Below are 11,983 nucleotides of genomic sequence, written 5' to 3'. Positions count from 1 at the left end.
TGTCCGGATGCAGCAGTCAGCCGACGGCGTCGGCTGGTTGGTCAACCGTAGGGGTACCTACAGACATTCCCACCTCACGATTCGGTGACGAACCACCCCTGCGGGTGGGATCGACGAGGCGCTGGACCCCGGCGGCGAGCAGCTCGAGCACGAGGGCGACCAGCGCGACCACGATCGCGCCGGCGATGCCCTTGCCGTAGTTGGAGCGGAAGAAGCCGTCGGTGATGACGCGACCGAGGCCCGGACCGGCCACGAGGGCGGCGATGGTGGCCGTGGCCCAGACCTGGACGAGCGCCAGCCGCACGCCCGACATCACCAGCGGCATCGCCAACGGCAGCTCGACGCGGAAGAACTGCTGAGGCCCGGTCATGCCCATGCCGCGGGCCGACTCGCGCACGTCCGGCGGCACCTCGCGGACGGCGACGTACGCGTTGGTGATGATCGGCGGCAGGGCGAAGAGCGTGAGGGCGATCAGGGTGGCCAGCCCGGCACGGCCGTAGGGGCCGAACGACTGGGTGCCCGGCCACTCGGCGACGACGAGCAGCGCCAGCAGGGCGAACGTCGGCACGGCACGGCCGACGTTGGAGACGTTGATGGCGAGGAAGCCGCCCCGGCCCAGGTGCCCGAGCCACAGCGCGATCGGCAGGCCGATGGCGAGCGCCATCGCGAGTGCGGTGATGGTCAGCAGGAGCTGCTGGTTGAGCAGGTTGGCCATGCCACCCGCCCCGGTCCAGTTGTCGCCCTCACGCAGGTAGCGCCAGGCCTCGGACAGGACGTTCATGCACGCACTCTTCTCGTCCAGGGCGTCATGACGCGCTGCGCGCCCACGAGTGCGACGTCGAGAAGGACCGCGAGCAGCACGCAGATGACAGATGCGGTGAGCAGCTCGGCGCGGAAGTTGGTGCTGACGCCGTCCTTGATCAGGTTGCCGAGGCCGCCGTACGCCACCAGGGAGCCGACCGTTGTCAGCGCGACCGTCGAGACGGTGGCGACGCGCAGGCCGGCCATCACGACGGGCAGGGCGAGCGGCAGCTCGATGCGGAACAGCAGCTTCTTGCGGCTGTAGCCCAGCCCGGTGGCCGACTCCACCACCTCGTCCGGCACCGAACGGAAGCCCTCGAGCAGGCTGCGCACGAGGATCGTGAGGGCATAGAGCGCGAGGCCCAGCACCACCGTCGTCGAGGTCAGGCCGGTGAACGGCACCATCAGCGGGAACAGCGCCAGCGACGGGATCGTGTAGATGCCGGTGGTGATGCCGAGGATGAGCGACTCGAGCCGCGGCAGTCGTCGCGCGAGCAGCGCGAGCGGGAACGCGATCACCAGGCCGACCAGCACCGAGACGACGGTGATCCAGATGTGCTGGACCGTGGCGTCGATGATCTCCTGCTTGCGATCGGTGAGGTACTGCCCGCAGATCCACTCGTTGGTGAGCCGGCTGTAACACGAAGGTCCGGCAGCGCTCGTGAGCACTTGAGTGCCGGCCTCCGCGAGTAGGGTCACCGCATGGACGCTACGCCATCGGTAGGGGCATCAGAGACTGCAAGAGCCTCGTCCCAGCCCATGATCCGGCTCGAGGGCGTGGGCAAGACCTACGACGACGGCACGGTCGCGGTGCACGAGCTCGACCTCGAAGTCGCCCGTGGCGAGATCGCCTGCCTGGTCGGTCCGTCCGGCTGCGGCAAGTCGACGACGCTGAAGATGATCAACCGGCTGATCGAGCCCACCACGGGCCGCATCATGCTCGACGGCGCCGACGTCACCGGGTCCGACCCGGTGAAGCTGCGGCGCGGCATCGGCTACGTCATCCAGCAGGTCGGGCTGTTCCCGCACCAGACGATCCTCACCAACGTGATGACCGTGCCCCTGCTGTACGGCGAGAGCAGGAGCACCGCGAAGGCGCGAGCCCTCGAGCTCATGGAGACGGTCGGGCTGGAGACGTCGTACGCCGATCGCTACCCGCACCAGCTCTCCGGCGGCCAGCGTCAGCGCGTCGGTGTGGCCCGCGCGCTCGCGGCCAACCCGCCGGTGCTGTTGATGGACGAGCCCTTCGGCGCGGTCGACCCGGTGGTGCGCGCGCGGCTGCAGGACGAGTTCCTCCGGCTCCAGCGCGAGCTCGACAAGACCGTGGTGCTGGTGACCCACGACATCGACGAAGCGGTGCGGATGGGCGACCGGGTCGCGGTGTTCGAGACGGGCGGCCGGCTCGCGCAGTACGCCACCCCCGCCGAGCTCCTCGGCCGGCCGGCCGACGACTTCGTGGCCGACTTCGTGGGCTCCACCAAGGGCCTGCGCCGACTGACGGTGACCCAGCTCGACGAGGCGCACCTCGAGCCGATGGACGGCGTCACCGCCGGTCAGCTCGGCGCGGCGATCGACATCGACTCGACGCTCGAGGAGGCGCTCGCCGTGCTGCTGCGCGACGACAAGCCGATGGTCGGGGTCAAGCGCGGGGCGGCCTTCGTCGGCGTACTCACGCCCAACGGGATCCACCGCGCCCTGCGTGCCTCACTGGCCGAGACCGTCGCCACCGCCGGGGACCGGGACGTCGCGATGCCATGACTGAGTGACGTACGACGTCCGCCAGCCCATGGAGACGTAGATGCCGTCGGCGCCGGTCGGTGAGTCGGCGTCGACCTCGAGCCCCACGCGGTCGCGGCCACGGGACGCGGCGTCGGCGATGATCGTGTGCAGCAGCCCCTTGGCCACCCCACGACCACGAGCGGACTCCAGGACCCCGATGTAGTCGACGTACGAACCCGGCACTCCATCCGGTGCCGCCGACAGCTCGGTGCCAACCAGCGCACCACACGGCTCGGGAGCATCGGCATCGGTCAGCTCGGCCAGCCACCAGTGGTCCCAGCGGTGGCCCGGGTCCTCGCGCAGCCGGTGGCAGAACTCCTCGAAGGTCTCCTCGTTGGAGTTGAAGTGGTCGGTGAACGCACCTTCGAGCACGTCGTGGATGGCCCGCAGGTCGGCCTCGTCGGGCATGCCGTCAGCGCTCGGGCCCACCTGCCGGAGCGACACCGCACCGTTGCTCCACTGCTCCGGATCGGGCACCAGCTCGACCTCGTCGGGCTGCACCGGCCGAGTCATCTGCCACCACGTGCGCACCTGCTCGAACCCGGCGCTGCGCAGCCAGCCCTGCTGGCGCTTGTCGTCGGCGAACGCGCCACTGTCGATCTGTTGTACGGCGAGCCCGCGGGCCGCGCCGACGCGCCTGGCCTGGGCGTCGGCCCACGCGAACAGGGCCGCCGCGCACTGGTCGGCCTCGTCGTCGGCGATCGAGCGCTCGACGACGTGCACGAACAGCATCCGGCCCTCGGCACGGTCGTGCACACTGCCCCACGCCACGATCAGGCCGTCGGCATCGCGCACGACGACGTTCTCGCGCATCGCGGTGCCGGACTCCGCGATCTCGGTGCGCAGGTCGTCCTCGCTGGCCCCGGCCCAGCCACGGCCGGCGTCCTCATGGGTGCGCTTCAGCTGGGTGAGCCGGGACACGGCGGACTCGTCGACCCCCGCCAGCGACCAGCCGGTCGGCAGGGGAAGTGGCGAGGGGAACAAGCGGTCCGGATCACTCTCGAACCGGTTGTCGTCAGGGATCACCGGCCCATTGTGTCGCGTCGCGAGCGACGCGGTGAAACGCCGTCTCAGCCGTGCTTGCGGGCTTCGCCCTGGAGCTGCCAGGCGACGAGCTCGGCACGCAGTGCGTCGATCTCGCCCTCGAGCTCGGCCACGCGCACGATTGCCTCGGCCGCGCGGGACTCCGACGCCTCGAGCGACGAAGAAAGCTCGGTGCCGCGGTTCTCGGCCAGCTCGGCACGCCGGGCCTCGGCGTTGAACTTCCGCGTCACCTCGGCGGAGTGCTTCTGGGCCGTATCGAGCGCGCCCTCGAGGTCGGAGATGGTGCCCTCACGCTCGGTGATGCGGGCCGACATGTCGGCCGCGAACGCGGCGTTCTCGGCCACGCGCTGCTCGGTGATCGCACGGTAGGCCTGGGCCTGCTCGGCGCGGTCACGGGCGGCGTCACGACGGGTCTGCATGAGCTCGGAGTGGGTGATGCGAGTGGCGGCGGCGCCCAGCACGATCGCACCAATCGCGGAGAACAGCTGGACGCCGGCCACGGTGCTGAGGGGGCCGACAAAGGCGGCCACCACGAGGACGGCAGCGACGACGAGCAGGACAACGGCCACGGTCAGGCGGGTGCTGCGCTGACGGCGCCGGGCGTTGGGGGAAGCCATGCCAGCAGGTTAGGGCGACTTGTCCTCTGAACGGACGCGACACGCACGCTCCAGCAGTACCGCGGCCGAGGCGGTCGCCACACCCCCGAGCGCGGCCACGGCCGATCGCCACACCCGCTCCGCGGCCAGCTCGGCGTCGTTCCCGAGCCAGCTGAGCGCATATCCGGCGTACCCGCCGGCGACCAGCGCGCCCACCAGCGCGCAGGCCCGCGCCAGCACCAGCCGGTTGACGGCCTGCTGCGGCTCGAGCCGCTCGCGTCGTACGTGCACGGCACGCCAGGTGATCCAGGCGGTGCCACCGAGGATGGCCGCGACGAAGAACAGCACCAGCCCCTGCAGCAGCGAGACCGTCGGCGCGGTGCCGTTGAACCGCTCAGCGACCGGGTGCCAGAGCCGGCCGAGCACGAGCCCGGCCGCCGCCCAGCCCGCGAGGGTCGACCAGCGGTGGGCGCGAGCCGGTCGTCGCGGTCCGGCCGCTCGGGGTCCGCGCCGAGTGGTGGTGCGCCCGTCATCGGGTCACTGGACCTCGAGCGTCAGGTCTTCGCGCTTGGTGATGGTCGAGGTGTCGGCCTTGGCCAGCAGCTCCTCGATGGGTCCGGCGTCGGGGATCTCGGCGTCGGGCTCGAGGTCGTGCCACGGCTGGAGCACGAACGCACGCTCGTGGGCGCGCGGGTGCGGCAGGCGCAGGAAGTCGTCGTCGGCGCGGCGGTCGCCCACCACGATCAGGTCGACGTCGAGGGTGCGCGGCGCGTTGCGGATCTCGCTGCGCTCGCGGTCGAAGGCGTCCTCGACGGCCAGCGCACGCTCCATCAGCCGGGCGGCCGGCAGCGTGGTGTCCATCAGGAGTACGGCGTTCAGGTAGGGCTTGGAGCCGTCTGGCGCGTCGACCGGCTCGGTCTCGTAGACCGAGGAGACACCGGTGATCCACACGTCAGGAGTGTCGGCCAGCGCATCCACCGCGCCCTGGAGGGCGGCCAGCCGTTCACCGAGGTTGGAGCCCAGGGCGATGACGACCCGACGGATCGGGTGCATCTCTCCGGTGAGGGCTTCCGCCTCGGCGATGTACGGGTTGGGGGTCTCAGTCACTGCTCGGACCTCGCGTTTCTGGTGATCGTCAGCGCCACATCCCGAAACGTGGCGTCAATCGGGGCGTCCGGCTTGTGAACCGTGACCCGGGTCCATTGAACACGAGCATCCAAGAGGCAGATGTCCGCGATCCGCTGGGCCAGGGTCTCGATCAGGTCGACCGGGTCGTGCTCGACGGCGTCCTTGACCGCGCTGACGAGACTTCCGTAGTCCACGGTGTCGTGCAACTCGTCCGATCGGGCAGCAGGCGCGGTGTCGACGCCCAGTGTCAGATCAATCACGAAGGGCTGACCCTCGCGTTTCTCGAAGTCGAAGACCCCGTGGTGTCCCCGGCACTCGATTCCGTAAATGCTGAGCTCGTCGGTCATGTGGTCTCTCCTTCCATTGCCTGCCACACGGCCAGGGCGTCACGGGTGGCTCGCACATCGTGCACCCGCAGGCCCCAGACGCCACGCTGGGCCAGGAGTACGCCGAGGGCGGTGTTCGCTGCCTCGCGACCGTCGACCGGGCGGGCGGCGCCGTCGGGGCCGGCGAGCAGGGTGCCGAGGAACGACTTGCGGCTGGCTCCCACGAGCAGTGGGAAGCCGAGGTCGGTCAGTGCGTGGAGGCCCTTCAGGAGGCGCCAGTTCTGGGCGCCCTGCTTGGCGAAGCCGAGACCGGGGTCGAGCACGACCTGACCCGGTTCGATGCCCGCTGCGCTCATCGCGGCGACCCGCTGGGCCAGCTCGTCGCGGACCCCGGTGACCACACCGTCGTCGTACGTCGTGAAGTCCCGCATCTCGTCGGCGTGGGCACGCCAGTGCATCGCGACGTACGTCGTGCCGCGGGCGGCGACGAGATCGAGCATGGCCGGGTCGGCGAGCCCTCCGGAGACGTCGTTGACGATGGTGGCGCCGGCCTCGAGCGCGGCGGTGGCGACCGCGGCGCGCATCGTGTCGACGCTGACGACCGCACCGGCGCCGGCGAGTGCGGTGATGACCGGGATGACCCGCGCCAGCTCCTCCTCGACCAGCGGGCGGGTCGCGCCGGGGCGGGTGGACTCACCGCCGATGTCGAGGATGTCGGCACCGTCGGCGTGCAGCGCAAGACCGTGGGCGATCGCGGCGTCGGTCTCGTGGAACCGTCCGCCGTCGGAGAACGAGTCGGGCGTGACGTTGACGACGCCCATCACCCGGGGCCGCCCGAGCGGCGCGACCACCGGGTCGGTCACCTGGACCCGGACCGGATCAGCATCATCGCCTCCGACCGGGTGGCGGCGTTGTGCATGATGCCGCGGACCGCGGACGTGATGGTGCGGGCGCCGGCCTTCTTGACCCCGCGCATGGTCATGCAGAGGTGCTCGGCCTCGACCACCACGATGACGCCGCGCGCGTCGAGGAGATCCATCATCGCGTCGGCGATCTGCGTGGTCAGCCGCTCCTGCACCTGCGGGCGCTTGGCGTAGACGTCGACGAGCCGGGCCAGCTTGGACAGTCCGGTGATCTTGCCGCTCTCGGCGGGGATGTAGCCGACGTGGGCGACGCCGGTGAACGGCACCAGGTGGTGCTCGCACATCGACCAGAGCTCGATGTCCTTGACCAGCACCATCTCGTCGTGGCCGAGGTCGAACGTCGTGGTCAGCACGTCCTCGGGGGTCAGCCGCAGCCCCGCCGTCAGCTCGGCGTACGCCTTGGCCACGCGGGCGGGCGTCTCGCGCAGCCCCTCCCGCTCGGGGTCCTCGCCGATGGCCGCCAGCAGCTCACGGACAGCCGCCTCGGCGCGCTCGTGGTCGAACTCGGGGACGTCGTGCGGATCCCGATCGGGGCAGGTGACCGGGTCGGTCATCAGGCAGGGCCCTGCCCGGGAGTCAGGTCCGTGGACGTGCCCGAGAGGTCCCCGTGTACGTCGCCACCGGCGCCCGGCGGGGTGAGGATCACGCCGCCTTCGGGCTCGTCGGTGGCCACGCCGTTGGCGACCCGGTCCCGGATCTCCTGCGGGATCTCGATCGGCGGGATGTCGGACGGGTTCCGGTCGGGCGAACCGGTCCAGGCCGGGCGCAGCGAACGACGGCGCAGCGGCTCGAAGACCCGGGCGATCTGCTCCTTGTCGAGCGTCTCCTTGTCGAGCAGCTCGAGCACCAGGTCGTCGAGGACGTCGCGGTTGGTCTCGAGGATGTCGAAGGCCTCCTGGTGCGCGACGGCCACGAACTTCTTGACCTCGTCGTCGACGATCGCGGCGACGTCCTCGGAGTAGTTGCGCTGGTGGCCCATGTCGCGACCCATGAAGGGCTCGGAGGCACCGTCGCCGAACTTGACGGCGCCGAGGCGCTCGGTCATGCCGTACTGGGTGACCATCGCCCGGGCCAGGTTGGTGGCCTTCTCGATATCGTCGCCGGCGCCGGTGGTGGGGTCGTGGAAGACCATCTCCTCCGCGGCGCGGCCGCCCATCATGTAGGCGAGCTTGTCGAGCAGCTCGGAGCGGGTCTGGGAGTACTTGTCGGTGTCGGGCAGCACCATCGTGTAGCCCAGCGCCCGGCCGCGCGGCAGGATCGTGACCTTGTGCACCGGGTCGCTGCCGGGCAGCGCTGCGGCGACGAGGGCGTGGCCGCCCTCGTGGTAGGCCGTGACGAGTTTCTCCTTCTCGCTCATCAGGCGCGTGCGCCGCTGCGGGCCGGCGATGACGCGGTCGATCGCCTCGTCGAGGGCGTCGTTGTCGATCAGTTTGCCGCTGTTGCGGGCGGTCAGCAGCGCGGCCTCGTTGAGCACGTTGGCCAGGTCGGCGCCGGTGAAGCCCGGAGTGCGGCGAGCGAAGTTGAGCAGGTCGACGCCCGGGGCCATCGGCTTCCCGCGGGAGTGCACCTGGAGGATCATGTGCCGGCCGTTGAGGTCGGGTGCGTCGACGGCGATCTGGCGGTCGAAGCGGCCAGGGCGCAGCAGTGCCGGGTCGAGTACGTCGGGGCGGTTGGTCGCGGCGATCAGGATGACGCCGCCGCGGACATCGAAGCCGTCCATCTCGACGAGCAGCTGGTTGAGGGTCTGCTCGCGCTCGTCGTGGCCGCCGCCCATGCCGGCGCCGCGGTGGCGACCGACGGCGTCGATCTCGTCGATGAAGACGATGGCCGGGGCGTTCTCCTTGGCCTGCTCGAACAGGTCGCGCACGCGGGAGGCACCGACACCGACGAACATCTCGACGAAGTCGGAGCCGGAGATGGAGTAGAACGGCACACCAGCCTCACCGGCGACTGCGCGGGCCAGCAGCGTCTTGCCGGTGCCGGGCGGGCCGTACAGCAGCACGCCCTTGGGGATCTTGGCGCCGACGGCCTGGAACTTCGCCGGCTCCTGGAGGAACTCCTTGATCTCGCCGAGCTCCTCGATGGCCTCTTCGCAGCCGGCGACGTCGGTGAAGGTCGTCTTCGGCATGTCCTTGCTGATCAGCTTGGCCTTGGACTTGGCGAACTGCATGACACCGCGTCCACCGCCGCCCTGCACCTGGTTCATCAGGAAGACGAAGAGCAGGATGATCAGCGCGAACGGGAGCAGGGTCGCGAGGATCGAGCCGAGCAGGCTCGGCTTGGGAACCTCGGTCGTGTACTTCTCGATGGCGCCGGCAGCGACCTGCGCCTGCACGGCCGTCTCGATCTCGTCCTGGGTCTCGCTGAGCCAGAACGTCGACACCTTGTCGGAGCCGGTGCGCACGCCCGAGTCGAGGGTGGCCTTGATCTCCTGGTCACCGTCGACGAACGTGATGTCCTCGACCTCGCCCGCGGCGATGTAGGCATTCATCCGCGACGTGGTGATCTCGTCGTACCCGCCGTTGGGCGCGAGGAACTGGATGGCCAACAGGACGCCGACGGCGGCCAGCACCATCCACAGCCAGGGACCCTTGAATATGCGCTTCACAGGCTTCTTTCGAGCAGACGAGTCGGGGAGAAGTGATGACCGTACCTGTCAGCACCCAACCCCATTCTCTCAGGAGGGTGGCTGGGAGCGGGAGTCCCGGACCGAGTCAGGAGTAGATGTGCGGTGCCAGCGTGCCGATGTCGCGCAGGTTGCGGTACTTCTCGCGGTAGTCGAGGCCGTAACCGACGACGAACTCGTTGGGGATGTCCCAGCCGATGTACTTCGGCTCGACCGGCATCGTCAGCGCCTCCGGCTTGCGCAGCAGTGTGGCGATCTCGACGCTCGCCGGGTTGCGGCTGACCAGGCTGTTGACCAGCCACGACAAGGTGAGCCCGGTGTCGATGATCTCGTCGACGATCAGCACGTGCCTGTCGGTGATGTCGGTGTCGAGGTCCTTGAGCAGGCGCACGACGCCGCTCGACTTGGTGCCGGACCCGTAGGAGGAGATGGCGATCCAGTCCATCTCGACGTGCCGCGGCAGCGCCCGCGCCAGGTCGGCCATCACCATGACGGCGCCGCGCAGGATCCCGACCATCAGCAGGTCGTGACCCTCGTAGTCGGCCGCGATGGCGGTGGCCATCTCGCCGAGCCGTTCCTGGATCTGGGCCTCGGTGAAGAGGACGTTGACCAGTTCGTTCTCCGCTTGGGACGCGTCCATGCGGCGCAGCCTATGTGACCCGGCTGGGGCTGCGGGCAGCGCTACCGGACAGTCCGCAGGAAATCGCGGCCGATTTCCTGCGTACGGTTCGGTAACCCCCGCCGCCGGACCCGAGGAAGCCGATCAGCCGGGGAGCTGAGCCGGCTCGAAGACCACGACTCCGTCCCGACGTACGGCGCGCAGCGGGCCGGGCAGGTCGATCCACTTCTGGCCCCGCCAGTGCGTGAGCAGCGAGTCCACGGCGAGCACGTGCTCGTGGGTCAGGTCGGCGGCGGGAGCCCCGGCAGCGAGGGCCGCGCGGTGCAGGACCCGGCGCCGGATCGCGACCGGGAGGTCGATCAGGGTCTCGACGGACAGGTCCGAGGCATGACGGTCTGCGACGGTGTCGAGGTACTCCATGTCGACGCGGAGCTGGTCGGCCGTGCGGGCCAGCGCGGCGCCGACGCCGGGGCCGAGCTCCTGCTCCAGCATGGGCAGCACCGTCGTACGCACGCGAGAACGGGTGAACCGCGGGTCGTCGTTGAAGGGGTCCTGCCAGGGTGCGATGCCCTCGGCCGCGCAGGCTGCCTCGGTCTGGGCACGCGTGACGTCGAGCAGCGGCCGCCGGAAGCGGTCGAACCCCCGCCGCATGCCGGCGATCGAGCGGCCGCCCGAGCCGCGCGCGAGGCCCATCAGCACGGTCTCAGCCTGGTCGTCGCGGGTGTGCCCGAGCAGCACGAGCGGAGTGTCGAAGTGGTCGGCCATCTGCCCGAGCACGGCGTAACGCGCCTCGCGGGCGGCGGCCTCGACGCCCAGCCCGGCGGCCTCCACGCTCACCCGCGAGGAGACCGTCTCATCAGCTCCCAGTGCCACCATCTGCCCGACGACCCGCTGGGCGAGGTCGGCCGAGCCGTCCTGGAGGCCGTGGTCGACGGTGGCCCCGAGCACGCGCAGGCCACGGGCGTGGCCCTCGAAGACGGTGGCGGCCAGCAACGACAACGAGTCGGCGCCGCCGGAGCACGCGACAAGCACGCCGGCACCGGGGTCGAGCGGCTCGAGCACGGCGCGTACGCCGCGTCGTACTGCGGCGACGGCGGGGTCGAGGCTCATCCGAGGACGCGGGCGACCCAGGCGTCGGGGTCGCTGATCTCCGACTTGTCGGGAAGATTCGCAGGCTCCGCCCAGACGGCGTTGAACTCCTCCATGCCGACCTTGTCGACGACGCCGCGGACGAAGATCGCGCCGTCGCGGTACTGAGCCATCTTGGCGTCGAGACCGAGCAGGCGGCGCAGGATCCGGTCGAGCGTGCCGACACCCTGGCGACGCTTGGTGAACTTGGCGCGGATCTGGTCGACGGTCGGGATGATGGTCGGGCCGACGCCGTCCATGACCACGTCGGCATGGCCTTCAAGCAGCGACATGACGCCCGTGACCCGGTCCATGATCGCCCGCTGCTCGGGGGTGCTCATCATCTCGACGACGTTGCCGTTGCCGCTGATGCCGCCGCGGATCGCCTCGGAGGCCCGGCGCAGGCCGTCACCGAGCATGTCACCGGGCTCGAACGACTCGAGCAGCGCGTTCATCTCGGAGAAGAGGTGGTCGCGCATCCACGGCACCGCCGTGAACTGCACCCGGTGGGTCTCCTCGTGGAGGCAGACCCAGAGCCGGAAGTCGTGGGGGTCGACGCCGAGCTCGCGCTCGACGTGCACGATGTTCGGCGCGACCAGCAGCAGCCGTCCGGTCGGGTCGAAGAACGGGTCGAACTGGCCCAGCACCTTGGTGCCGAGGAAGCCGAGCAGCAGCCCGACCTCGGCGCCGGTGACGCGCGAGCCGATGGCGAGCGAGAGGCCGGACGGCGGCCCCTTCTTGCTTGCCAGCTTCTCGGCGAGCGGGCCGATGATCGTCGCGAAGCCGTCGGCATTGGCCTGTACCCAGCCGCGTCGGTCGACCACCAGCACGGGCGCCGTGCGTTCGTCGGCGACCAGGCCGGTGAACTCGCGCACGAGCGGGCTCGACCTCTCGGCGCCCTCACGCAGCTCGGCGACGGCCGCGGCCGCTGCGTCGGGCGCGATGTCGGGACCGTCGCCCGCAACCTTCGCGCCGAGGTTCACGGCGAAGTCCCAGTCGACCATGCTGCTCAT

The 11,983-nt window shown here is 70.3% G+C and carries 14 protein-coding genes; 1 reads left to right on the top strand and 13 read right to left on the bottom strand.

Features of this window, described 5'->3' with window-relative positions; all coding sequences use genetic code 11:
* Positions 1-16 precede the first annotated feature (16 nt).
* On the bottom strand, positions 17-781 hold the full coding sequence (locus H4Q84_RS16155; protein ID WP_248580105.1) for an ABC transporter permease: 765 nt from the start codon (positions 779-781) through the stop codon (positions 17-19).
* A complete protein-coding gene (locus H4Q84_RS16150) occupies positions 778-1,500 on the bottom strand; it encodes an ABC transporter permease (RefSeq protein ID WP_248580104.1) in 723 nt (240 codons plus the stop codon). The genes H4Q84_RS16155 and H4Q84_RS16150 overlap by 4 nt, the downstream gene beginning before the upstream one ends.
* Before the next feature lie 60 nt (positions 1,501-1,560).
* Here H4Q84_RS16150 and H4Q84_RS16145 point away from each other — a divergent pair, with 60 nt between their 5' ends.
* Complete coding sequence (locus H4Q84_RS16145; RefSeq protein WP_248580103.1) at positions 1,561-2,559, top strand: ATP-binding cassette domain-containing protein; 999 nt, start codon at positions 1,561-1,563, stop codon at positions 2,557-2,559.
* Here the strand turns inward: H4Q84_RS16145 and H4Q84_RS16140 are convergent.
* From H4Q84_RS16140 to H4Q84_RS16090, 11 genes are all read right to left on the bottom strand, one after another.
* A complete protein-coding gene (locus tag H4Q84_RS16140) occupies positions 2,506-3,606 on the bottom strand; it encodes a GNAT family N-acetyltransferase (protein ID WP_248580102.1) in 1,101 nt (366 codons plus the stop codon). The genes H4Q84_RS16145 and H4Q84_RS16140 overlap by 54 nt on opposite strands.
* Before the next feature lie 44 nt (positions 3,607-3,650).
* Positions 3,651-4,241 carry a hypothetical protein gene (locus H4Q84_RS16135; protein WP_248580101.1) on the bottom strand — a complete coding sequence of 197 codons (591 nt, stop codon included), beginning with the start codon at positions 4,239-4,241 and terminating at the stop codon, positions 3,651-3,653.
* A 9-nt stretch (positions 4,242-4,250) separates the two neighbouring features.
* Positions 4,251-4,646 carry a DUF3180 domain-containing protein gene (locus tag H4Q84_RS16130; RefSeq protein WP_248580100.1) on the bottom strand — a complete coding sequence of 132 codons (396 nt, stop codon included), beginning with the start codon at positions 4,644-4,646 and terminating at the stop codon, positions 4,251-4,253.
* 111 nt (positions 4,647-4,757) lie between these two features.
* On the bottom strand, positions 4,758-5,327 hold the full coding sequence (folK, locus tag H4Q84_RS16125; protein WP_248580099.1) for a 2-amino-4-hydroxy-6-hydroxymethyldihydropteridine diphosphokinase: 570 nt from the start codon (positions 5,325-5,327) through the stop codon (positions 4,758-4,760).
* Positions 5,324-5,695 carry a dihydroneopterin aldolase gene (gene folB / locus H4Q84_RS16120; protein WP_248580098.1) on the bottom strand — a complete coding sequence of 124 codons (372 nt, stop codon included), beginning with the start codon at positions 5,693-5,695 and terminating at the stop codon, positions 5,324-5,326. Before folB ends, folK begins: the two co-directional genes overlap by 4 nt.
* Positions 5,692-6,495 (bottom strand): dihydropteroate synthase, encoded by an 804-nt coding sequence (folP, locus tag H4Q84_RS16115; RefSeq protein WP_248583667.1) that lies wholly within the window; start codon positions 6,493-6,495, stop codon positions 5,692-5,694. The genes folB and folP overlap by 4 nt, the downstream gene beginning before the upstream one ends.
* 38 nt (positions 6,496-6,533) lie before the next feature.
* On the bottom strand, positions 6,534-7,151 hold the full coding sequence (gene folE, locus H4Q84_RS16110; protein WP_248580097.1) for a GTP cyclohydrolase I FolE: 618 nt from the start codon (positions 7,149-7,151) through the stop codon (positions 6,534-6,536).
* A complete protein-coding gene (ftsH, locus tag H4Q84_RS16105; RefSeq protein WP_248580096.1) occupies positions 7,151-9,205 on the bottom strand; it encodes an ATP-dependent zinc metalloprotease FtsH in 2,055 nt (684 codons plus the stop codon). The genes folE and ftsH overlap by 1 nt, the downstream gene beginning before the upstream one ends.
* Before the next feature lie 106 nt (positions 9,206-9,311).
* Entirely contained in the window at positions 9,312-9,863 is a 552-nt protein-coding gene (gene hpt, locus H4Q84_RS16100; RefSeq protein ID WP_248580095.1) for a hypoxanthine phosphoribosyltransferase, read from the bottom strand.
* Positions 9,864-9,986: 123 nt separating this feature from the next.
* On the bottom strand, positions 9,987-10,952 hold the full coding sequence (gene tilS / locus H4Q84_RS16095; protein ID WP_248580094.1) for a tRNA lysidine(34) synthetase TilS: 966 nt from the start codon (positions 10,950-10,952) through the stop codon (positions 9,987-9,989).
* Positions 10,949-11,983 carry a zinc-dependent metalloprotease gene (locus H4Q84_RS16090; protein ID WP_349238370.1) on the bottom strand — a complete coding sequence of 345 codons (1,035 nt, stop codon included), beginning with the start codon at positions 11,981-11,983 and terminating at the stop codon, positions 10,949-10,951. The genes tilS and H4Q84_RS16090 overlap by 4 nt, the downstream gene beginning before the upstream one ends.

Origin of the sequence: Nocardioides sp. InS609-2, from assembly GCF_023208195.1 — a bacterium.
In the GTDB taxonomy this organism is placed as follows: Bacteria; Actinomycetota; Actinomycetes; order Propionibacteriales; family Nocardioidaceae; genus Nocardioides.
The sequence above is the reverse complement of the archived record's forward strand: the minus strand, read 5'-3'. Positions and strand labels throughout refer to the sequence as shown.

What these genes read in the sequence shown, in the direction of transcription:
- H4Q84_RS16155 (WP_248580105.1), bottom strand. Translation starts at nt 781, where the DNA reads ATGAACGTCCTGTCCGAGGCCTGGCGCTACCTGCGTGAGGGCGACAAC.
- folB (WP_248580098.1), bottom strand. Translation starts at nt 5,695, where the DNA reads ATGACCGACGAGCTCAGCATTTACGGAATCGAGTGCCGGGGACACCAC.
- folP (WP_248583667.1), bottom strand. Translation starts at nt 6,495, where the DNA reads ATGGGCGTCGTCAACGTCACGCCCGACTCGTTCTCCGACGGCGGACGG.
- folE (WP_248580097.1), bottom strand. Translation starts at nt 7,151, where the DNA reads ATGACCGACCCGGTCACCTGCCCCGATCGGGATCCGCACGACGTCCCC.
- H4Q84_RS16145 (WP_248580103.1), top strand. Translation starts at nt 1,561, where the DNA reads ATGATCCGGCTCGAGGGCGTGGGCAAGACCTACGACGACGGCACGGTC.
- H4Q84_RS16135 (WP_248580101.1), bottom strand. Translation starts at nt 4,241, where the DNA reads ATGGCTTCCCCCAACGCCCGGCGCCGTCAGCGCAGCACCCGCCTGACC.
- hpt (WP_248580095.1), bottom strand. Translation starts at nt 9,863, where the DNA reads ATGGACGCGTCCCAAGCGGAGAACGAACTGGTCAACGTCCTCTTCACC.
- tilS (WP_248580094.1), bottom strand. Translation starts at nt 10,952, where the DNA reads ATGAGCCTCGACCCCGCCGTCGCCGCAGTACGACGCGGCGTACGCGCC.
- H4Q84_RS16090 (WP_349238370.1), bottom strand. Translation starts at nt 11,983, where the DNA reads ATGAGCAGCATGGTCGACTGGGACTTCGCCGTGAACCTCGGCGCGAAG.